Source organism: Mastigocoleus testarum BC008 (assembly GCF_001456025.1).
In the GTDB taxonomy this organism is placed as follows: Bacteria; Cyanobacteriota; Cyanobacteriia; order Cyanobacteriales; family Nostocaceae; genus Mastigocoleus; species Mastigocoleus testarum.
The window spans coordinates 18,915-42,407 of sequence record NZ_LMTZ01000005.1 but is presented as its reverse complement, the minus strand read 5'-3'; the positions used below and the strand labels follow the sequence as shown (position 1 = coordinate 42,407).

15 protein-coding genes and 4 pseudogenes are annotated in these 23,493 nt (G+C 37.8%); 12 read left to right on the top strand and 7 right to left on the bottom strand.

What is annotated here, in order from left to right; genetic code table 11:
* Nucleotides 1-68: 68 nt before the first annotated feature.
* Nucleotides 69-506 (top strand): annotated as a pseudogene (locus tag BC008_RS02280) (ATP-binding cassette domain-containing protein); the annotation flags it as partial.
* Between the two features lie 112 nt (nt 507-618).
* On the opposite strand, the gene BC008_RS02275 reads toward BC008_RS02280, so the two are convergent.
* Together BC008_RS02275 and BC008_RS02270 are read right to left on the bottom strand one after the other, a co-directional pair.
* Entirely contained in the window at nt 619-1,656 is a 1,038-nt protein-coding gene (locus BC008_RS02275) for an NADP(H)-dependent aldo-keto reductase (RefSeq protein WP_027846956.1), read from the bottom strand.
* A gap of 504 nt (nt 1,657-2,160) precedes the next feature.
* Nucleotides 2,161-2,355 (bottom strand): helix-turn-helix transcriptional regulator, encoded by a 195-nt coding sequence (locus tag BC008_RS02270; RefSeq protein WP_058183028.1) that lies wholly within the window; start codon nt 2,353-2,355, stop codon nt 2,161-2,163.
* A 454-nt stretch (nt 2,356-2,809) separates the two neighbouring features.
* Between BC008_RS02270 and BC008_RS52590 the strand changes: the two are divergent.
* The 5 genes and pseudogenes from BC008_RS52590 to BC008_RS02250 all read left to right on the top strand — a co-directional run.
* A pseudogene (locus tag BC008_RS52590) lies at nt 2,810-3,127 on the top strand (N-acetyltransferase family protein); the annotation flags it as partial.
* Nucleotides 3,128-3,154: 27 nt separating this feature from the next.
* On the top strand, nt 3,155-3,835 hold the full coding sequence (locus tag BC008_RS51105; RefSeq protein ID WP_235595779.1) for a hypothetical protein: 681 nt from the start codon (nt 3,155-3,157) through the stop codon (nt 3,833-3,835).
* A gap of 1,210 nt (nt 3,836-5,045) precedes the next feature.
* Nucleotides 5,046-6,794, top strand: a complete 1,749-nt coding sequence (ltrA, locus tag BC008_RS02260) for a group II intron reverse transcriptase/maturase (RefSeq protein ID WP_235595778.1) — start codon at nt 5,046-5,048, stop codon at nt 6,792-6,794.
* 101 nt (nt 6,795-6,895) lie between these two features.
* A pseudogene (locus tag BC008_RS02255) lies at nt 6,896-7,447 on the top strand (ParA family protein); the annotation flags it as partial.
* Nucleotides 7,444-7,710 (top strand): hypothetical protein, encoded by a 267-nt coding sequence (locus BC008_RS02250; protein ID WP_027846101.1) that lies wholly within the window; start codon nt 7,444-7,446, stop codon nt 7,708-7,710. The pseudogene BC008_RS02255 and the gene BC008_RS02250, both read left to right, overlap by 4 nt.
* Nucleotides 7,711-7,824: 114 nt before the next feature.
* Here BC008_RS02250 and BC008_RS02245 read toward each other — a convergent pair whose 3' ends face one another.
* Nucleotides 7,825-8,793, bottom strand: a complete 969-nt coding sequence (locus tag BC008_RS02245) for a hypothetical protein (RefSeq protein ID WP_058183024.1) — start codon at nt 8,791-8,793, stop codon at nt 7,825-7,827.
* Nucleotides 8,794-8,935: 142 nt separating this feature from the next.
* Nucleotides 8,936-9,622 (bottom strand): annotated as a pseudogene (locus BC008_RS02240) (transposase); the annotation flags it as partial.
* A gap of 519 nt (nt 9,623-10,141) precedes the next feature.
* On the opposite strand from BC008_RS02240, the gene BC008_RS02235 reads away from it, so the two are divergent.
* The 3 genes from BC008_RS02235 (at nt 10,142) to BC008_RS02225 (ending at nt 12,899) form a co-directional block, all read left to right on the top strand.
* A complete protein-coding gene (locus tag BC008_RS02235) occupies nt 10,142-10,498 on the top strand; it encodes an Hsp20/alpha crystallin family protein (RefSeq protein WP_058183034.1) in 357 nt (118 codons plus the stop codon).
* Nucleotides 10,499-10,658: 160 nt separating this feature from the next.
* The gene (locus tag BC008_RS02230) at nt 10,659-11,084 is read left to right on the top strand and encodes an Hsp20/alpha crystallin family protein (protein WP_058183031.1); all 426 of its coding nucleotides are present in this window, start codon (nt 10,659-10,661) and stop codon (nt 11,082-11,084) included.
* Nucleotides 11,085-11,345: 261 nt separating this feature from the next.
* On the top strand, nt 11,346-12,899 hold the full coding sequence (locus BC008_RS02225; protein WP_235595777.1) for an FAD-binding domain-containing protein: 1,554 nt from the start codon (nt 11,346-11,348) through the stop codon (nt 12,897-12,899).
* 39 nt (nt 12,900-12,938) lie between these two features.
* Here the strand turns inward: BC008_RS02225 and BC008_RS02220 are convergent, their stop codons facing one another.
* The gene (locus BC008_RS02220) at nt 12,939-13,574 is read right to left on the bottom strand and encodes a glutathione S-transferase N-terminal domain-containing protein (RefSeq protein WP_027846878.1); all 636 of its coding nucleotides are present in this window, start codon (nt 13,572-13,574) and stop codon (nt 12,939-12,941) included.
* A 375-nt stretch (nt 13,575-13,949) separates the two neighbouring features.
* Nucleotides 13,950-14,597 (bottom strand): GerMN domain-containing protein, encoded by a 648-nt coding sequence (locus tag BC008_RS02215; protein ID WP_058183018.1) that lies wholly within the window; start codon nt 14,595-14,597, stop codon nt 13,950-13,952.
* Between the two features lie 235 nt (nt 14,598-14,832).
* Here BC008_RS02215 and BC008_RS02210 point away from each other — a divergent pair, with 235 nt between their 5' ends.
* Complete coding sequence (locus BC008_RS02210) at nt 14,833-16,305, top strand: hypothetical protein (protein ID WP_027843989.1); 1,473 nt, start codon at nt 14,833-14,835, stop codon at nt 16,303-16,305.
* Nucleotides 16,306-16,468: 163 nt separating this feature from the next.
* Here the strand turns inward: BC008_RS02210 and BC008_RS02205 are convergent, their stop codons facing one another.
* Complete coding sequence (locus BC008_RS02205) at nt 16,469-16,957, bottom strand: cupin domain-containing protein (protein WP_027843990.1); 489 nt, start codon at nt 16,955-16,957, stop codon at nt 16,469-16,471.
* A gap of 276 nt (nt 16,958-17,233) precedes the next feature.
* Between BC008_RS02205 and BC008_RS02200 the strand changes: the two genes are divergently transcribed.
* On the top strand, nt 17,234-19,996 hold the full coding sequence (locus BC008_RS02200) for a PAS domain S-box protein (protein WP_058183016.1): 2,763 nt from the start codon (nt 17,234-17,236) through the stop codon (nt 19,994-19,996).
* A gap of 132 nt (nt 19,997-20,128) precedes the next feature.
* Complete coding sequence (locus BC008_RS02195) at nt 20,129-23,218, top strand: PAS domain S-box protein (protein ID WP_058183014.1); 3,090 nt, start codon at nt 20,129-20,131, stop codon at nt 23,216-23,218.
* Nucleotides 23,219-23,493: the final 275 nt, after the last annotated feature.

Below are 23,493 nucleotides of genomic sequence, written 5' to 3'. Positions count from 1 at the left end.
TTGGAATTGTCCAGACTAATCACTTCTCGATCTATCTTACCTTACGTCCTAACTAAGCTGGCGATTGCTATATTTTTCAGGCTCACAACTTACTGGCTTGTTTAACTGCTCAACAAAATGTGGGTATGTCACTACGCTTACATCCAGATCTACCCCTTGAGACCCGAGTTTATCGCTCGAAAGCGATTCTAGAGGCGGTTGGTATGGGCGATCGGGTCAATTATTATCCCGATAATCTTTCAGGAGGACAAAAACAACGAGTTGCGATCGCAAGAGCATTGGTTAGCGAGCCGAAAATAGTTCTTGCGGACGAACCAACTGCAGCCCTGGATAGTAAGTCTGGGCGGGATGTGGTTGATATCATGCAAACGCTGGCGAAACAACAAGGTTGTACAATTCTCCTGGTAACACACGATAATCGCATTCTCGATATTGCTGATCGCATTGTGCATATGGAAGACGGTCGCTTGGCTCGAGATACAGCTCTAGTAGGTAGTGACAGGTAAATGACCCCAACTTGCTACGGGGAAGTTAGGTTCCAGTTTCTCATCCGCACGTAGCGTGCGTGAACAGAGGAATGTCGCTGCAACTTAGACTATTACGTATTGTTATAATTTATCAAGGAGTTGGATTGGGATAGCGGGCGTGAACCGCATTAATTTCTGTTAATATTTCCTCTGATAAATTGACATTAATACTATCAAGATTTTCCTTGAGTTGAGCCATCGTCGTTGCCCCAATAATCGTACTCGTAACAAACCAGCGTGATCGCACGAATGCCAGTGCTAATTGAGCCGGAGTTAAATTAAACTTCTCCGCAATTTCCACATAGGATTTCACTGCTAAAGGCATATTACCTTTGTCATAACGCATACCAAAGCCTTTAAATAAATCCAAGCGGGTGTTAGCAGGAATACCATTTAAATATTTGCCGGTTAATAATCCAAACCCCAAAGGACTATAAGCCATTAAACTTACATTATGAAACCGACAAGCTTCCGCTAAATGAATACTATAAATCCGATTAATTAAACTAAAAGCATTTTGAATCGACACAATCTTGGGTAAATTGAGTTGCTGTGCCAAATGAGTAAATTCACAGATTCCATAGGGTGTTTCATTACTCACGCCTAAATAGCGAATTTTACCTTCCTTAATTAAATCTGCAAACACTTCTAACTGTTCCACAATCGGAATCGTTTCCCGTTCTTTGGCGATATCATATTCCCATTCCCCAAATATCGGCGTGTAGCGGTCGGGCCAGTGAATTTGATATAAATCGATATAATCTGTTTTCAGGCGCTTGAGGCTATCATTAACCGCTTGGGTAATATTTTGCCGATCAACTTGGCATTTACCATCACGAATCCAAGTAAAATGACGGCTAGGTCCAGCAACTTTCGTCGCAACAATAATTTTATCGCGCTGTTGCTGATGTAACCATTCACCAATATATTCCTCTGTCCTCCCCTGAGTGTCTGCACTTCCCGGTACAGGATACATTTCCGCTGCATCGAGAAAATTTACTCCACAAGCAACTGCATAATCTAGCTGCTCCTTTGCATCTTCCAGGGTATTCTGTTTCCCAAAGGTCATCGTCCCCAGACAAATTTCCGAGACCAGTAAATCACTATCCCCTAGTTTGTTGTACTTCATCTGCTTGCCTATGAGGTTACGCTAAAAATTGTAAAAGATTTAAGTTTAGTGTGACGGTAAAACTGAAAAGCTTCTTCATCCTCGAACTTTTTTCAGCTTTATTTTATTTTCCCTGGGAAAGTCCCCTCTGTATTGTTTGATATGGGTAAAGCTTTTTGTAATGATGGTAAATGAATGGAACATCAGTCCCTGTGGAAATGACTTTCATCTCCTACGTACCTTGAATATCCCGTTGCACGGCAACATAGTAATATCAAAATGACCGACTTCGTCGGAAGGAAGAAGGAAGACGGAAGAGGGAAGATGTCAATAAGCGCGTTTTCCATAAACGCAGTGCTGGCGTAGCCAAAAAATCTTCCATCAAGCATTGCTGACGCAACGCTACGCTAACCGACCCCGAAAGGATGCAAGCCCCGTCCTTCCAGGACCCAGAAGGTTAGAGCCTACGGCGTCGGCGAAGCCTCTGACTAACGTCACGCTATAGCTTCGCTACCTACGGATCCGCTAAGGGAGGAGTACAAGCAACTTTGGACGCGCTGCGCGTTCAGCTTGCTGCGTGCAAACGGCAACATAAAACCTTCTTCCTTCTTCCTTCTTCCCTCTTCCTTCGCTGTGACCTGCATCTGAATAACCAATCTTGTCTGCGATCGCATAAACGTTTAAATCTGTTTCTAATAACAGCAGGCGCGCTGTAAACATCCGACCTTATTAATAAAGTAAATTGTGAATCTGAGTTTATGATGAGAATTTGTAGAAATCTACATAAGAAAGCCGATAGGGGATTCTAATCGTAAATATTTCCTTTGCTCTGAGTTAATAATTTTTCCGCGATAAGATAAGCCTAAACGATTAATATATAGGATTTGATAATTTGAGGACGAATGAGTCCTGCTTGCTTCATTCTATTTTTCTAAATTTGTTGAAATCTTTGCAGCCAATTACTTTCAGCTTATCAAGCGTGCCATTCGTCTATGAGACAAGACTGGTAAGTTCTCAAGTTCTGTTAATTAACCTCTGCAATTATTTGTGGTATTTGTACTTGTTTAAAGGTTTGTATAATAGGCTGAAGAATTACCAGCATACTATGTCCCAGATATCTGATGTCGATATTCGTCCAATGCGAGATGACGAGCGACAGAATGTGTATGCCATAATGCGTCGAGCTTTTCCACTTGTTGATCGATGGTTCTTTTCGTGGACACCGAATGTCCTGGTAGCTGAACAGGGTGGGCAACTGCTGGGAGCTATTGTGCTCAAGTTATTCCCTCTACCACATAATCGTAAAGGAGGTTCGATCTCTTGGGTGTTCACAGCACCAGAGGTACGCGGACGGGGATTGGGGCAACGTCTCGTTGAGAGTGGGCTCGACTTCTTTGAGCGGCAAGGTTGTGATGAGATTCTGACCACTGTTGAAGGTTTCAACACTAGCTCGAGTAAACTATTTGCCACGCGCGGTTTCAGGATACTTTCACCGGGAACTCAGTTCAGACGCTACGGATTGGCGACATTTGCAGTATGGGTAAAGGTCTTTCATTATTTGGATGTTGGTCACTTCTTGTGGGTACGACGTACCTCACCGGAAGCAGATAGTGCAACCTTGCAGTGGTGGGGGACTATTTTAGCAAATTCTTTGATTGGTTTGTTGATGTTATGGCGACTTGACGGTTCCAAGGCAATTAGTTTGGGTATGTGGATGGTTCTAACGCTGATGCTCGTTGTGTTGTTTGGTCTGCGTTATCTGGGCATGTGTTTGATGGCGCAGAAGCAAGGTCTTAAAGTTCGTTTCCGTGCATGGGAATCAGGATTTCCACTCAGCATAATCATCACACTGATATTTGCTGGGGCGATATACCCCATACCAGGTGGCGTTTATCCCACAACAAACCAATGGCGATATCGAGACTTGCTTCCGAAGTTGGGTTGGATCGCATTAGCTGGAACTCTTCCAGTATTAATCATGCTATGGGGAGTCTGTGCAATCTTGCAGTTGAACGTGCCACCACCTTACTTCAGACCTTGGCTGAGCATAATGCTTCTGTTGGGCAAGCCGTTGCTTCTCTTTGATATTGCAATCCCGTTTTTTCCATTTATCAGCTTCAATAGTCGGCGGTTGTGGGATTGGAACAAAATTATCTGGGTAGTTATGACTGCAACGGTTGTCGCGCTATTTTTGGTTTAGGTCTTATTAAATTAAAAAATATGAATGGTTGAATTGTAAGCAAGCAGTAAACACGTTTTTGGTGGGACTGTGCCAAAAGAAAAATTCTGTGGAATAAGATTGAACCCGTCTATAGATAAGTTGTATGGTCAATTTTTCAACCCCACTTCAACATCGTTTTTTCTAAAACCCTCAAAATCAGTCATGACATTTACTCCTATTTGAAAGCAAATTTCTACTCAAGTCATAGTTAAACATCTATATGTTTATTTTTTTAGCTACTTTTTCTTTAGCTCATTATTATTCAGCAATTTAAATATTAACTTGCTAATAATTAGTTTATTAAATTTATAAAAATTCAGATGTTTGAAACTTTAAATTTTACAGTTTTTAAATATATAAACATTTAAGTTCTATTTTGAATACTTGACAAATGTTGAAAAGCTGAGATACTTAAACATCTGAACATGTAGGCGTAGAGTGCTATTTGCCACAAATATTTTGGTGGGAGGATTAGAAACGAGAAAAATGATAGTGACCGTAGCAGCATTGAAAGGTGGTGTGGCAAGTGTGATTCGTTTTCTCTAAACCTTGTAGATTAGAACTTCAGCCGACTGAAGATAATCTCAAGGGGGACGAGAAGCTTGGTTTGAATTAATTTGAACCTTGATAACTTAATGTTTGATGTAAGGCGCGGAATATTACAAATTGTAAATTCTAATTCCTTACCTCCCTGGTGATGGGAGATAGCAATATCCCTATTTCGTCAACCTGACAACTGACGGGATAAAGCGGGATATAAAGCGGGTAATCTGAAATTCGGTAAGAAACCCCCGCAAGCTGGAAGGATATGATTAGCGAAAGCAAACCTATGTCTGAACCTACGTTACCTCCAACAAGCTCACCCGAATTTAGAAGCTTGAGTCAAAATGACACGGCTTAAATGTCTTCTAGGCTTTGCCAGCTAGAAGAATCACTCAAACTGTTCCTTTAACTTGCCGAGTAAAGGAAATCACACAGTATAAGCCCGTAGGATAGTAGGAATCTAACCCCTTCGTAAAACAAGCATTAGGAACGAAGTAACTTAATAAGTTTCTCTTAAGGAAGGTCGATTTCTTAAGTAGTCAGTCAGGCGCATGAACTTATTAAGCGGGATTGTATCAGAAGCAAATGCCTTGTTGTAATGACAAGGATACGCTGACGGATACACGGAATAGTGGAGATAAAAACCGTGAGTAAGAGTATACAAGTCATGAACACAGGAAATCTGATGTATGAATGGAAGGACATTCCCTGGCGCAAGCTAGAGAAACAAGTCTTCAAGCTCCAGAAACGAATTTATCAAGCCTCAATCCGTGGTGATGTCAAAACAGTAAGAAAACTCCAAAGGCTTCTACTAAAATCCAGAGCAGCAAAGCTACTCGCAGTAAGAAGAATAAGTCAGGATAATCGTGGTAAGCGAACCGCAGGGATTGACGGGATTAAAAACCTTAAACCCAAACAACGGTTGCAACTTGCGGCTAATCTTGAGTTACCTAAAAAAGCAATGCCCATACGTCGCGTCTGGATTCCAAAACCTGGAAAGGAAGAGAAGCGATGCAGCGCGGTCTTGGGGGTTTCCCCCATGAGCGACTGCATCAAGAAGCGACCGTTAGGTATACCTACAATGCGGGACAGGGCATCACAAGCTCTGGCAAAGCTAGCACTAGAACCAGAATGGGAAGCTCAATTTGAACCCCATAGCTACGGTTTTAGACCTGGAAGGTCAACCCATGATGCGGTCAAATATTTATTTCTCAGCATGCGCAGACAAGAAAAATACGTACTGGATGCGGATATCAGTAAATGTTTTGACCGAATAAACCACAAAGCACTTCTAAATAAGCTAAATACCTTCCCACTAATGAGAAGGGCAATAAAAGCTTGGTTAAAGTCGGGAGTAATGGAAGGAAATAAAATCTTCCCAACCAACGAAGGAACACCGCAAGGTGGATGTATTTCGCCATTATTGGCAAATATAGCTCTGCATGGATTGGAAGATTACATCAAATCATCCTTCCCTAAAAGTAAAAAACTGGGAAATATAAAAGAAGCAAGCTGGCAACCTACAATTGTCAGATATGCTGATGACCTAGTAATACTGCACCGGGATTTAGAAGAACTAAAAAAAGCTAAGAACTTAGCTCAGAAATGGTTGAATAAAATGGGTTTAGAATTTAGCCTCACTAAAACCAAAATCTGTCATACATTCTACGAATATGAAGGAAATGAATCTGGATTTAACTTCCTTGGATTTACCTTCAAACAATACCCATTAGGTAAAAGAAATCGTAGAAAAGTAGCAGGAGGTGGTTACAGTAGGGATGCATTACATAAGACCATAATTACGCCCACGCAAGATTCCATCAAGAGACATAAAGACAAATTAAGCCAAATTATTGATGGATATAAAACTGCAACCCAAGAAAAATTAATAGGAATTCTTAACCCAATAATTGTAGGTTGGGCGAACTATTATTCAGCAGTTAATTCCAAAGAAATATTTGGTGACATAGACAATTGGCTTTATATAAAACTCAGGAGATGGGCTAATCGTAGGCATCCTATGAAGCCAAAACATTGGATTGCGAATAAATACTGGAATGTTGATTCGTTAGGCAAATGGGAATTCTCTGAAGGTAACATTCCTCTCAAAGAACATAAAAAAACACCCATTAAAATGCACATCAATGTCAAAGAAAACCGCAGCCCATTTGACGGAGATTGGACTTACTGGAGCACCAGAAGAGGTAAGCATCCGGGTCTGAGACCAATATTAGCAAAACTTCTTCGGACACAAAAAGGTAGATGCGCACACTGTAAGTTAAACTTCACTTTAGAAGATGTGATCGAGGTACACCACATAGACCTCAATCACAAAAATCAGAAGTATAACAATCTACAGGTACTACACGGACATTGCCACGACCGCAAACATTGAGGTACTGTTGCGAGCCACTATTACGAGGAGCGCAGTGAATTGAAAGATTCATGCTGCGTTCTGAAGCCGAGTCAGAAAGGTGACTTTCTGGCTTAGGTTAACAATCTACAACTGCATTACATTTAGCTACTTATTTCCAACAAAAGGCTGATACTCTATTAATCGATGGTGACCTTAATCGCAGTGCATTGGATTGGTCTAATCGGGGTAGTTTGCCATTTAAGGTTGCTGATGAGAAACATGGAGTTGAATTAGCAAGCCTTTACGAACATATAATTATTGACACGGGAGTAATACCGAATAATGATGAATTAAAAACTGTTGCCCAAGGGTGTGATTTACTAGTTGTACCAACTACCCCTGATGCTGTAGCTTTGGCTGCTACCTTGCGAATGGTAGAAGCGTTAAAGGAATTTCAGGTTAATTATCGAATTTTACTAACCTTGATTCCTCCTAGTCCAAATAAAGCTGGAGCGGAGGTGAGAAAGGCTTGTATTAATGCTGGTTTACCGATGTTTAAATCTGGAATTCGCCGACTAGCAGTGTTCCAGAGAGCAGCTTTGGAGGGGGTTCCAGTTAATGTAGTAAAAGACCCTTATGCACAAATCGCTTGGCGATGCTACTTTGAAATGGGAAAGGAGATTTTAGCGTGAGTCCAAAGAGAAAAAATAGCCGTTTTGACGATTTAATTGATGCTGCTCAGAATCGTATATCTAGAGATAGATCTCAGTCTAATGATGTTAAAAGCAGTCCAAGGAGTAAAAGTACCGACCCCAACTATACTCGTACAACAGTTTATTTGCCGAAACAATTACACCGACAGCTTAAAACTGCTGCAGCTTCTGAAGTCAGACAAATGAGCGATATCATTATTGAACTGATTGAAGAGTGGTTCGAGAAAAGAAATGGGAAGTAACCAGGAGAGAGGATTCAGCAGCGATCGCACGTTCTCTGGGCGGAATTTCAGTTCCACAATGGGCTTTACATCTGAATTCTATATTTTTTTGCACGCCGACCAAGATAGCAAAGATTACTGATTTTTTTTAAGTACATTCTTAGTGAATCTCCATTTAGACGCAACAAAGGCGAAAAATCCAGTTCCTCCTAGTGCAATTGGAATTCCGATAACTTTATCCCAATTTTCCTTAAACCAATCTCTTTTGTTAACTGCGACTGTGATGGGGCGCTCAAATGTTTTTAAATCTACTAACTCTTCTGATTCATTTGAAAGCTTTACCCTGGCATAAACTATTAGAATTAATGTTTGCTGACCTGATTTTGTTGGTGTCACGCTCCAGCGCCACTTGACCGATTTTCCATCTAATAAAGCTCGATTTTTTTCATCAATGGGTTTGACCTCAAAGTTATTTCCATCGAGGTGTGCTTTCAAAAAATCACTTACTTTAATTTGAGCAACTTCAGCGTCCTTACCCAATTCTGACTTTAGGTCGCGTTTCAAATCATCGGTAATACGCATCTCAACTATTTCAGCTTCATCAACCTTCATTTGAGCAGGTGTTTTAAATGCAATCTGTCCGGGTCTGAGTTTACTAAAAGCTTTCCTTAAATCATTAGAGAAGTCATTGGAACGGTTGTTAGATCGCGATCGAGCAGCAGAAGAAGAAGGAGGAATAGAACCTGATTTGAAGCCATCAATGGATTCAACACGGGGACTATGAGGTATTGCTTCATTGCTAGGTCGTCTATACCCCTTATATCTTCTAGTTTTGGTGACTTGTTGCTTAGGGGTTAGTACCGGTTGTTCTATTTTTTTTGAATCAGTGGGAGAGCCGTTAGGTTGGGTCGAAGGGGAAACAGAACCTGACTTTTCTGGGGAATCTGCTGTACCCGATTGCACATCATGTGATTTCTCTGCTGATGTCTCTTTCCCCGCAAGGCGATATTGTTCTTCTTTGCGAACTATTAGTGAAAACACGCCTACAGAGGAAATAAGAATAACAAGTACTCCTAAAGTAATAAATAAAGAATAGCGTTTCATAGTCGTTAAAAGTTTTTTTATTGATTAATATGACCAATATTAAAATCAGTTCGTTAACGTGCTATTCCGCTTTTCTGATACAAAAAGAGAATTTGTGGGAAGAATAATAAACTTGATAAATGAGTGGGAAATTTGGCTGATATTTAGCTATTTTTAGATAATTCTTTTTGGCTATTTCTCGATAAGTTCTTGGTTTTTTCTCTAGTTTGTACTTCACTTGCTCATAAAGAGCATCTATAATTTTTTCTGTCTGCTTTCTAGCTTGATTTAATAATCCTAAATCTGTTGGGTAACTAATATCACTTGGCGCGCAAGTTGCATCTAATATCAGTTGACCACGATTTTTTGACTCACTTAATTCTTTTTCTTCTTTTTTTTTTCGTGCAAAGATGTTTCTTCTAACATCTTCTTCACCATTTGTTGATTTACTTTGTTGACTAGCTCTATACCTATTCTTTGGCGAAAGTGAACTAGCATTGATGCATCAAATGGAGTATCATTGCTATAAGATAAAATTCCTATAAAATACTGGAGATAAGGATTTTCTCTAATTTGTTCTACTGTTTCTCTATCACTTATTCCTAACTTTTCTTTAATAATTAATGCACCTAACGCCATCCTAAATGATTTAGCGGGTGCCCCCATTTCAAGAGAGAAAATTGAAGCATATTCTTCTTCAAATTCCTCCCAGGGTATTAAAGAAGCCATGATTACCCAACGATTATTTTCTGCTCGCGAAGCGCGACGACGTAGGAGTCATGAACTTCCCATCAAAGGGAAGTTCGAAATCTTCTGATGAGATTTGAGCTTGCTCCTCTTTGCGGTACATATATACTAATTAGACGCTTTAGTGTTACTCACAGTAATGCAAGGCTTTTGGCTTATTCTAGACTTTTTTCTTGCACCTGAATATATTCCTTCGGTCTGATACTGTACTGGGTATCACCTTTTTTTGTTTATTCAGCAAGCCCTAGTTATTGCGTCTCCGTTTAGGAGATAGCAATCTCACAGATGTTGGCGTTAGCGCTTAGCGGAAGCATAATGACGTAGTTAAGTTCATTTTGCGTAAATCCTGTATTGAAAATCCTAGGATAGTTGCTGAGAGAATAAAAAAAATAATATTACTACTAGTAATTATCTATCTTTAATATTTAGTCTTTTATTGTTAATACAGCAATATGAAAAACTATGATTGCAGTTAACCGAACTAATGTTTTTACAGCTAACCGAACTTTTTACTCTTCTCGTTTTATTGGCCGGTTCTCATCAATTATTAGGTGATATAAACCGAATTTACACCGCTTTTAATTATTACTAATATGGATATCAAAGGAAAACAAATTTAACCCTGAAAACNGATGTTCAAGCACCAGTATATAGAACTCCTGCTGCTGAGTTGACTGAAACAGATGATGCATTACATCTCAGACTGGAGCTTCCTGGAATTGAAGCTAAAGATGTAGATATTGAAGTTACTGAAAATGCTGTAAAAGTAATAGCACAGCGTAAATCAGAAACTAAAACCGAAGAGGAAGCTAAGACCAGAAGTGAATTCTACTACGGTAAATACCAGCGTGTAATTCCTCTCAAAGTAAGAGTTAAAAATACCGAAGTTACTGCTGAATATAAAGATGGCATTTTGAACTTGACATTACCGAAAACTGTTGAAGAAAAGAATAAGGTTGTCAAAGTTTCTCTGAATTAAGATTGCTATTTTACTGACCTTTGTAATTGGTCGGTTAGCATCAATAACAAAGTGATAATAACCGACTTTACACTACTTTTGGTAATCACTAAGATGGATATCAAAGGAATAAATCTTAAACCTGAAACTAATTAAACAAACACTTAGGAGTTAAAAAGTTATGACTATTGTACGTTACAATCCTTGGGCAGAAATGAACGCACTACAACGCCAAATTGATCGTATGTTTGAGGATGTTCAAGCACCAGTATATAGAACTCCTGCTGCTGAGTTGACTGAAACAGATGATGCATTACATCTCAGACTGGAGCTTCCTGGAATTGAAGCTAAAGATGTAGATATTGAAGTTACTGAAAATGCTGTAAAAGTAATAGCACAGCGTAAATCAGAAACTAAAACCGAAGAGGAAGCTAAGACCAGAAGTGAATTCTACTACGGTAAATACCAGCGTGTAATTCCTCTCAAAGCAAGAGTTAAAAATACCGAAGTCACTGCTGAATATAAAGATGGCATTTTGAACTTGACATTACCGAAAACTGTTGAAGAAAAGAACAAGGTTGTCAAAGTTAATTTGGAGCAAAATTAAGCTTTTCAGTGGTTGTAAATCTTTCTAGTAGTTGTGTGTAAATTATTATCTGAAGTTCCCCTCTGTTTAATGTGTTGATTTAAGTATCAGCCTGGTTGTGTGAGAGCAACTGGGCTTTTTTATTGAAAAAATATTATTCTGCTAAATAATTAACCTAAACTGTAAAGTAAAAAGTATAATAAGCAACATAGTGTTTGCGTGATTTTTTATTTGTGAATTTTTTAATTAATAATTAAATCTAATTAACACTCATCTCTCAACATGACTACTAATCCGATACATCTTCTTTGGTTTAGACGAGATTTACGGTTAACTGATAACGAAATTGTTACATTAGCAACTGCTAACAATGCTCCTGTTTTACCATTCTTTATTATCGATCCCTGGTTTTATCAATGGGCTGATATAGGTAAAGCAAGGGTAAGATTTTTATTTGAATCTCTTGAAGATTTAGATTGTAATTTACAAAATTTTGGTAGCAGATTAATACTACTTGAAGGAAACTCTATAGATGTCCTGCAAGAAATCACAAGACAATTAATAGAGGAAAAATATAAACCTAAGCTTTATTTTAATCGCGATGTACAGGTAGAATATGGTATCGACAGAGATAAGGCTATCATTGACTTATATGAGAATTTAAATCTCGACTTTCATCTTGGCTTAAGTACCTTTTTACAAGCGCAAGATAATCGTTCGCAATGGTTTCAAGAATATTATAGCTATCAAAGACAAAGCACTTTTTTAACTCCTGAAAGTATTAACGTTCCTTTAATTTCTCTACGTTTACCCCAAATTACATTTACCGAACTAAAGCATAAATATCATCATTTTTGGTCGACCAATAAAGTATATTTTAGAGGTGGAGAAACACAAGCTCAAGCAATGCTAGGCTCTTTCCTAGAAGGTAGGTTTAATGGCTATCACTGGAAGCTTTCACGCCCGTGGTTGGCGCAACAAAAAGCAACGTCTCATCTATCACCACATTTAGCGTTTGGTACCACTTCAACTCGTACTGTTTATCAACGTACGAAAATGAGAGCAGAAGAGTTAAAAACTGAAAATCAACCTAAGGCTGAATTTTCTTTGAAAGCTTTTCGCGATCGCTTACGTTGGCGCGATAGTTTTACACAACGTCTCTACTTCTACCCTGAGATTGCTTACAAAAACCGTTATCCAGAATTTGATGAGTGGTATACGCTGGAAAGTTTATCACCCCAAAAACAAGAGTTATTTCATGCTTTTAAGGAAGGTTTAACAGGATTTCCTTTAGTTGATGCAAGTATGAGACAACTCAAAGCTATGGGTTGGATGAATTTTCGGATGAGGGCGATGTGTGCCACTTTTTTAACAATTAACTGCGGGATTTCTTGGCATCATGGTGCAAAGCACTATATGAATTATTTAGTAGATGGAGATTTAGCAATTAATAATTGGCAATGGCAAATGCAGGCGGGTATAACCAATCCACTAAGCGAAACTTTTCGTATTTACAATCCCAACAAAAATATTCAAGATAAGGACCCCTACCTTAAATTTATTTACTATTGGGTTGATGAGTTAAGGGGTTATAGTTTACCAGAAATTATTCAAGCTAAATATGCTGGTAGTAGTTCTTACCCACAACCTATTGTAGATTGGTCATATACTCGTAAAGCCAATGGCAAAATTATCTCGCAACTGCGTAAAAAAGTAAGAGAACGCCTCATCTTGGAAGGAGGAGAAGAATACAAAAGTGCAGTCGCTGCAAAAGAAACTGTAGAAAAATATTGGCAGTATAAAGATAAGGAATACAAAAAAATTAAGGGGAATTGAGACGTAAAGAACAAATTATTGGAATTTGGTTTACCTTAATTAAGCAACTGCACCATAGTTACTGCTAAATTCTGGAGTGAGAATTGCCATTCCTATCTGGACTGCTTTGCGCGATCGCATTGTTTCTATCCAGCGTTGAACGTTGATATATTGATCTACAGAGACTAGGTAAGGAGAAATTAAAATCCAAGGAAAAGTTGCAATATCTGCTATTGAGTATTCTCCTGTGATAAATTCATTGTTTTCAAGTTGGTGCTCGAGAACCCCAAGCAGACGTTGTGTTTCTTTCTCATAACGCGCGATCGCATAGGGGATTTCTTCGGGAGCGGAATTGCGAAAATGACCTAGTTGACCGAACATTGGACCTATGTTTGCCATTTGGAACATTAGCCATTCAATAACTTGGGCTCGCTTTTTTGGTTCGGTGGGTAGCAATTTACCGGTTTTTTCGGCTAGATAAATCAGGATTGCACCAGACTCAAATATGCTTATGTCTGTGTCTCGGTCGATAATGGCTGGAATTTTACTGTTGGGGTTGATTGCAACATACTCGGAGCTGAACTGCTCTCCTTTACTGATGTTTACTTTATGAATGGTATAGGGTAGCTCTAGTTCTTCGAGCATGACTGCGGGTTTTCGCCCGTTGGGTGTGGTAAAGGTATATAGATCAATCATGGTAATGGGTAATGGGTAATGGGTAATGAGATAAGAATTCTGACTTCTGACTCCTGACTCCTGACTCCTGACTCCTGACTCCTGACTCCTGACTCCTGACTCCTGACTCCTGACTCCTGACTTCTGATTTCTGACTTCTGATTTCTGACTTCTGACTCCTGACTTCTGACTCCTAACTTCTGACTTCTTAAAAAAAATCGGTGGTAATTCTGCTTCTTGAAAAGAATTTATCCACCCGACAAATAAAATTATATTATTTTACATATAGCTTTTGCTTAGATACCGTTTGACATCTTTTACTTTTTTCTTAGCAAGAATGTCATAAGGGTGAATAAATCTTCTTCCCAGTCAACGATAAAACCGTTGAATACTACTTTACAAAACGATTTCTTGTCCTTTTTCAGTAAAACGGACATTCTTTACTTTCCATTGAGGATTTTTAGTTAATGTTGTGCGAACACTATTAAATAACGCAAACTGCTCGCAACTAGAAAGAGAGCTTAATTGTCTTTGAGAATTGGGGGATAAGCGAAAATCAACTGTGGCTACACCGTTTTTGACGTTAACTCGATAACCAGACAGGTTAAAGTCTCCTGAGTCTTGTTTTTCAATAATTTTCCCAACAGCACTTTCAATAGGTGTATTTGCAGGTAGCTCTACCTTTTGTGCAACTAGGCTTTGACACTGTGCATCACTTGTGTAGAGAGTTGCATTAATTGTTCTCTTTAAAGTATCTGAGGGAGCTGCTGCAATCTTTTTAGATGTGGAAGCAGAAGGTTGTTTCGGTGATGAGGATGGAGAAGCAACTGGTTTGGTCTCCGATTTTTCTGTTTCTGATGTCTCGGGATTGGGAGCAGGAGAAACTACACTGTTATTTGCTGTAGAATTTGGACTTTCAGGCGTGTTTGCTGGTGCAGTATTAGTGCTTTGCTCTTGAGTAACCGGAGTGGAGCTACAACTGCTGATGCCAAACACTATTGCAGCTACAATCAAAGGGGAAATATACTTTTTTTCTGTTCTCATCCGTGTACTTTTCATTTATGGATACCTATACTTCTTCCGTAGTCAGGGTGTTCTGTTTCTAACTTCGTATCAATTTACATCATTAAGCAAATTCTTTCTCCGGTATTAATCAATATTTTGTTTCTTAGTATTTCACCCTCATTTTTTGGCTACCAAAATTCTAAGAATCCGATATCTTAAGTCAAGTGAAGTCTGTATATTCTTATATTTGTTGTTAAAAGCTTAAATAAAAATTATGTCCGAATCGCAGCCTTGCAGTTACAACCCCCGTCATGCTCAATGGAATGAAATTCCTATTGATAAGTGGGAACCTGCAAAATGGAAGCAGTGGAAACCAAAACCACCTGCATCAGATCGCAACGCAAAAGTCGAACGCGAATACTTAAGAATCAAACATACTATCAATCAAGCAAATCTAGCTTTAAGTTTGGACAAGGTTAAAATTAAGTTGAAGTTAACAAGTGCCAAATCTATCGCTTTACAAGGTACTTTCCCCTGTAAGCCTGGAGATACTGGTAAAAATAATAGCCTGAATAAGCAGTATACGATTTCCTTGGGTTTTGTAGCAAATGATATCGGGCTCAAAACTGCGATCGCCAAAGCGAGAGAGCTAGATTTATTGTTGATTACGAATCAATTTGAATGGACTTCTGAATTATTGGGTAAGCATGCACGTCATATAGAATTACAAGAATGTACTGCACCACAAAAATTGATTGGAGAGTTAATTCAAGAATATAAAAATGAATTTTGGAAAACTCACGAGCAAAATCGTCAAGGTTTACGCACTTGGGAAACTCATTACCTCAGACATTTAAAAAAGCTACCCCATGATATTCCTTTATCTTTACCAGCATTGGAACAAGCTTTAAAAGCAACAAGACCCCACACTTCATCTAGATTTTACTTGACTTGGCAATTAAAAAAGTTTTGTGATTTCTGTAAGTTTGATGATGGTGGTTTGATTGACTCTTATACAACACCTTTACCTAATCCTAAGATGCGGAAAATTCCTGATGATGAGGAAATTATTAGAGGTTTTTCTCAAATTGGTCAGTCTTTGTCACCCTATACAAGTAAGGATAATGTAGCTTTACCCAAACAATGGCAATGGATATATGGAATGCTTGCGACTTATGGTTTAAGACCCCATGAGTTATTTGCAATCGATTTAGATGCTTTCATTAATCCCAAAAATACTTTTCATTTGGTTACTTTAGATCCTCATTTAACTGGAGGTACTAAAACTGGAGAACGAACTTGTGGTATTCCACCTTTGTACCCCCATTGGATTGATTTATTTAAGTTAAAGGATATTAAACCCTTACTGGATAATAGTGGAAGTTTAAGTAATAAAACTGCCAAAATTCAGATTCGATTTCGGAATACTAACATAGGTTTTAGACCCTACGATCTACGTCATGCTTATGCAATTCGCGGACATCGTTTAAGAATACCGATTAAGACAATGGCTGATTATATGGGTCATACGGTGCAAGAGCACACGAAAACCTACCAAAGATGGATGAATGAAGATACTAACTTAGAAATATATAAAGAAGTAGTAATTCACCGTCAAGGTACTAGTAAGGAAGCATTGAAAAGTCGAATTGCTGAATTGGAAGCTGAGAATTTGGCTTTGAAAGCCGAAAATGAATCTTTGAAAGGAATTTTAGTTCAACAGCAGTTAGGTGAGCTATTGAAGTAATAAGTAATAAGTAATGAGTAATGTTAGCGTAAGCGTACCGGAACCGTAGATATCGGCGTAGCAGCGCAGCTAGAGCGGAAGGGTGTCGGTCGGCGTAAATCTCTAGCGTTGCGTAAGCAATTGAGTAATGGGTAATGGGTAATGGGGTAATTGAGAACTAAGATTATTGTTTGACGTAGGGTTTTAATTCATTCCATAAATCTGGAAAATTCGAGCAAAAATTATCTGGTTTAGCTATTTCCATATCTCGGTAATCAAAACCTGGTGCAACTGCTTCTCCAAGTAAAGCAAATTCACCTTCTTCAAGTACCGTTGCTTTCCAACATCCTCCTGGTACTATAAGTTGAGGTAAGTCTCCTTTATGAATATCAAAGCCAAGTTTTACTCGCTCTAAGTTACCATCAGGATGAATAATTAAATATGTTAGAGATGATCCTGCATAGAAATAATGTACGATATCTGATTTATTTTTGTGGAAATAACCAATAGGTCTGTCATCGCTAAGCATATAATAAATGGAAGTCAATTGCGTTCTTTCGCTTCCTTCTCTATTTGTTTTTATTTTTAAATCCGATCTATAAGTTTCGCAAAAATATCCACCTTCTACATGTTCTATTAAAGAAAGTGTGGTAATTAAGTCATTTTTATTCATGACTGTCTACTCAATAAATCAGGCTGAAATTACTGCTATCATACTGCTATTAACAGCTTATAAATGTTGTTGTAAACATATAGTAAATTTGATATAAATAATTTTAATTCTCTTGACACAATTTAATTGATTTAGAAAATTTTATAAATTTTGCTAAGGAATTCATCACATAATAATGTACTAAATAGTAATACTTTTTTAATATATTAATTTGAATATCCCACTGGGATATAAGCTCATTATTTAGTGCTGTTTGTGTCAGTAGTTAATAACTTCATGGATGATAATTTCATTAGTATAAATCGGGATACTTATTCTTTTCTCCTACAAGAATTGAAAATCCTACGGGAAAAGGTTACAACTTTGGAGAATTCTCAAGATTTATGCAATGAACAAAAAATTTGGCACAGTTTAGAAGAACGCAATCGATTGTTGAGTGGAATTGTAACTGCTGCTAATTGTCTGCTGGCTATTGCGGATTATGATGATTCTATTGATGCTGCTTTAGCTGCTTTAGGGGAATCTGCTTTTGTTGATCGGGTATATGTATTTGAAAATCATTTTTCTGAAACTGGCGAACCTTTAACTAGTCAACGGTGGGAGTGGGTTAGACCTGGAGTAACGCCGGAAATTGATAATCCTTTATTACAAAATGTTGTCTACCAAGAACTTTGTCCCGGTTGGTATGAAAAACTTTCTCAAGGAAGATCTATTATTGGACTTGTTAAGGATTTTCCCGAGCCGGAGAGAGAAATCTTAGCATCTCAAGGTATCCATTCTATTTTTGCGATCCCAATTCAGATTAAAGGTGAATTTTGGGGTTTCATAGGTTTTGATGACTGTCAAAAGGAACGTCGATGGTCTGGGTGCGAACAGTTAATATTAAAGTCTGCAGTTGGTAATTTGGGTGCTGCGATCGCGCGTCATCATACTGAAGTAAAGTTGCGGGAGTCACAACAATTATTGCAGTTAGTGATGGATAATATCCCCCAATTTGTTTTTTGGAAAGACTGCGATTCTGTTTATCTTGGTTGCAATCGTAAGTTTGCTCGCGCTGCTGGTGTTGGGGAACCAGAAAGAATTATTGGTTTGAGTGATTACGACCTAGCTTGGAAGCGTTCGGAAAGTGATTGGTTCCGTGAGTGGGATCGTCGAGTGATGAGAAGTGGGGTTCCCCAATTAAATATTGTTGAGCCTCAACAACAAGCTGATGGAAAACAATCTTGGCTGAATACAAATAAGATACCACTTCGAGATACTCAAGGTAATGTGGTGGGTATTCTTGGTACTTTTGAAGATATCACCGAACGAAAACAAGCTGAAGAAAATCTAAGGTTGATTCAGTTTGCGCTAGACCGAGTTCAAGACAGTGTATTCTTGGTTGAACCGAATGCAAGTTTTTTTTATGTCAATGAAGCTGCTTGTCGCAATCTTGGTTACTCTCAGGAAGAACTTTTGAGTATGACCGTGTTTGATATTGATATTGCACTACCTCCTGGTAATTGGTCGTCACATTGGGAGGGAGTTAAGCAAAAACATTTTTTAAATTTGGAGTCGGTTCACTGTCATAGGAACGGTAAAGAATTTCCTGTATCGATTTCCATTAACTATGTGAAATTTAATGATAAAGAATATAGCTGTACAATTGCTCGTAATATTACAGAGCAAAAGAATACAGAAGCAGCATTAAAGCAATTAAATGAAGAATTAGAATTTCGTGTCGAAAAACGTACAGAGCAGTTATTACGCGCTAAAGCAGAAGAGCACAAACTAATTGCGCTAATTGAAAATAGTAATGATTTAATTGCAATTGCTTCGCCAAATAACGAATTACTGTATATAAACACTGCAGGTTGCGAGCTTTTGGGAATTAGTGATGAAAACGAATTCAAAAACAAAACAATCAAGCAGCTGCATTCCCTTGGAACCTGGAAATATCTTTTGCAGGAGGTAAGACCAGCACTTTTACAGTCTGGAGCTTGGAAGGGTGAGTTAAATCTTAAACATTGTCTTACTAGTGAAATTATTGAAATTGAAAGTAGTATTTTTCTGATTCGTGACGAAATAACTGGGAAGCACATTTACACTGCTAGTATTGGTCGAGATATTCGCGATCGCAAAATAGTAGAAATGAAATTAAAGCAACAAGCAGAAGAGTTAGAACAAAGTCTGTTTGAACTGCGACGCACCCAAGCCCAATTGATCCACAGTGAAAAAATGTCTAGTTTGGGTCAAATGGTAGCGGGAATTGCCCATGAAATTAATAATCCTGTTAGTTTTGTTTATGGAAATCTCAGTCCTGCGTTCAGATATTTTCAAGATTTACTTGGATTAGTCGAGCTTTATCAACGGTTTTATACCCATCCCCCACCAGAAATTCAAGCAGAAATTGAAACCATAGAGCTTGATTTTCTCAAGCAGGATTTAACAAAATTGCTGGAGTCAATGCAAGAGGGAACCCGTCGAATTAAAGAAATTGTCATTTCCCTGCGTAATTTTTCCCGCTTGGATGAATCTGAATTTAAGAAGGTAAACATTCATGATGGGATTGACAGTACTTTAATGATTTTGCGCAATCGTTTGAAAGCTAAACCTAATCGTCCAGAAATTGCGATCGCCAAGCATTACGGTAGTTTACCTTTGGTACATTGTTATCCCAGTCAGTTAAATCAAGTATTTATGAATATCCTAAGCAATGCAATTGATGCTTTGGACGAATATAGTAAAACCCTTTCTTTAAAACATTTGGAAACCTATCCCAGTCGCATTCATATCTATACTGAACATATTGCAGAGAATCGTGTAGCAATTAAGATTATAGATAATGGTCCTGGTATTGCTACAGATATTCAAGACCGTTTATTTGAGCCTTTCTTTACTACTAAGGATATTGGGAATGGTACGGGTTTAGGATTGTCTATTAGTTATCAAATTATTGTTGAAAAACATCGTGGAAAATTATCTTGTCAATCTAACCCCGGTCAAGGGACTGAGTTTTTAATTGAAATTCCTATCACCCATGCTATTAATCAAAATTAATAAATATTGAATTATTACATATTTTTGTAATAGTATTTTCACTGAAAAAATAGATGTTTTTTGTCTGTGGATATTGGGAAATATAAATATTAAAGCAACTCAAATATTTCCCTATAGACAGCTAGAAACATCATGACTGAAAATTTGATGATTTCGGATTTATATCAAAGGGTCGATTCACCATTACAAAATGAACAATCTTTACAAACTGAACTAAAATTACTCCGTCAAAAGATTTCTTGTTACGAACAAATAGCTGCGGAATTTGCCATACTAGACCGTCAGATGCGTTACTTAGCTATTAGTCGAAATTGGCGCGACCGCTATGGTTTAAATGGGGAAGATTTAATTTGTGCTGAGGATCTATGTTCTGTTGATGCATTTTTCGATCAGGAAACCATACCAAATGTTTCTGAGCGCTTACAGGAAATATCTCAAGATTATTTGGATGGGAAAAACGATACATATGAAGAGGATTTTTTCGTTTCCCTTGGTGGTGTTACGCAACAGTTAAATTGGGAAATCAATCCTTGGTACGACGATGATGGTGAATTTGCTGGTTTAAGTGTCATTCAAGAAGTGATTTCTGCTGAAGATTCTAATTCTTCAGGTTTCAATTCTCCCAAATTAGCGCAAAGACTACTCAATCTCCAATTTAGTGTAACTGAAGTATTGTCAGATTCAATTGATTTAGATCCAGCAATATCGAAACTACTCCAGTTGTTTTGTGAGGTTTTAGGTTGGGACTTAGCTGAATTTTGGATGGTTGATAACCAAAATGATTCCCTGAGTTATTTTACTGGATGGGATGTTTCTACTCAAAAATCATCTGGTTTTACTGCTTTGTCATTGGGAAGGAAAATTGCAATTCAAACTCAAAGCTGTAAAAGGTCAGTTTGGATCGACGACATTAACGAAAATAACGGAACTAAAAATACATTCCACGCTGTTTTAAGTTTTCCTATTGTTTGCGGTGGAGAGATATTCGGTATCACTAATTTATTTAGTCAATCGATAAGATGTCAAAATAACAGTCTTTTGCAAATATTGGACGTACTTGGGAAACAACTCGCTCAGTTTATTAAGTGTAAACGAGCAGAAGAATCTTCAATTAAGAATAGAACCCGAATGCAGCAAATGGCTGAAAATGTACCGGGAATGATTTATGAGTTTCGTCTTGGTGCTGACGGTCGTCAATCTTTCCCCTACGTTTCAGCTGGATGTAAAGAAATCTATGGAATAGATGCTGCTCAAATAGTAGAAGATGCGGATATTTTATTTAATACGACTCATCCTGACGATCTAACAGGTTTTTTGCAAACGGTAATTGAATCCGCTCAAACACTAGAAAATTGGACATATAAATGGCGAGTAATTACTCCTATAGGTAAACAGAAATGGGTGAAAGGTGTATCTCGACCCGTACCCCAAACTGGAGGTGATATCCTTTGGTATGGTTGCATCATTGATATTAGCGAGCAGCAAGCTGCATTGCAAGAACGTAAAATCGTAGAAGCTTCACTGAAAAAACTAAATGAAGAATTGGAAGCTAGAGTGGAGGAACGCACGCAACAGTTAAGTCAAAGTAAGGAACAGTTTCAGCAATTAGCAGATAATATTCCGGGGATGATATATGAGTTGCGTTTCAATCCCAATGATACGATGTCCTTCACCTATGTATCTTCTGGATGTTGGGAGATTTACGAATTAGATCCTTCTCTGGTACAACAAAATCCTCAAGTTTTATTTGATATTGTTCATCCTGAAGAGCGAGCAACCTTAAAGCAAACAATTTATGATTCGGCTCGAAATTTACAAAATTACGAACACAAATGGCGAATTAATTTACCTTCAGGTAAGCAGAAATGGTTAAAAGGATTTTCTAAACCACAAGCTCAACCGGATGGTAGTATTCTTTGTCATGGTTGTATTATTGACATTACAAAAAGCGAATTAGCCGAACAAGAACGACAAATTTTTGTATCGTTGATTGAAAATAGTAGCGATTTAATTGGAATTGCGACTTTAGAAGGTAAATTTCTGTATGTGAATGAAGCAGGTTTAAAACTGCTGGGAATTAATAGTTTAGCTGAAGCTAAAAAAAGTTATATCGCTCAAAGTTTTTTACCGGAAGATAGAAAAGATGTACAGCAACGTATTATTCCAACTGTAATGGATAATGGTTTATACCATAGTGAATATCGTTTTCGACATTACCAAACAGGTGAGACCATACCGGTTGATTGTAATATGTTCTTGATTAAAAATCCGCAAACCGGTGAGCCTTTATATTTTGCGACCATTACCCGCGATATTCGCGATCGCAAACAAGTAGACATAAAATTCAAGCAACAAGCGGAAGAATTAGAAAAAAGTTTGCTCGAACTTCAGTCAACTCAAACCCAACTTATTCAAAGTGAAAAAATGTCTAGCTTGGGTCAAATGGTTGCAGGTATCGCCCATGAAATCAATAATCCAGTTGGTTTTGTTTATGGAAATATTGCTCCCTGTCGCGAGTATACTCAAGATTTACTCCAACTAATCGAGCTTTATCGACGTTATTATGCCCATCCCCCAGAAGAAATTCAAGAACTAATCGAAGCTGTCGATTTAGATTTTATAAAAACAGATATCTTACGATTGCTCGGATCGATGCATGAAGGAACCCGTCGCATTCGAGAAATTGTCCTCAGCTTGCGTAACTTTTCACGTTTGGATGAATCGGAATTCAAACAGGTGGACATCCATACGGGAATTGATAGTACTTTAATGCTCCTCCAAAATCGTCTGAAACCAAAACCAGGATATCCCGGTATTGAAGTAATTAAAGACTATGCTGAACTTCCTTTGATTCAATGTTACCCCAGTCAACTGAATCAAGTTTTGATGAATATTTTAGTAAATGCGATTGATGCAATTGATAGCCAAATTAAAAACCAAGAAGGACAGAAAAATGCTCAAATCCATATCCTAACTAAGGTTTTACCTAGCGGTTGGGTTGCAATTAATATCTCTGATAATGGTCCGGGTATTCCAGAAAAGATTAGTTCTAAATTATTTGACCCTTTCTTCACTACCAAAGATGTTGGTAAAGGTACCGGACTGGGGTTATCCATTAGTTATCAGATTATTGTCGAGAAACATAATGGTAAACTATATTGCCAATCTAATCCTGGAAAAGGGACTAGTTTCACAATCGAAATCCCGACTAAACAAGGGTAAGAAGATGGAATAAAGGACTAGGGAGATAGAATAAAATCTAAAAAATTATTAGCAATAACAGGAAAAATATATTTAAAATACAGAGTCAATAAATCCAAACTTAAAAATTAATCATTTTTATTAACTTTCAATTTTCTGAAAATGAAAAAAATAATATAGGTTAGTTCGCTCGCGTTCGGGTATTCCTTTACTATATATATGAAAGATAATTAGTTATTGCTGTTATCCATTATCAAAAAAATATGGATATTGAACTAAATTTGACACCGAATCAC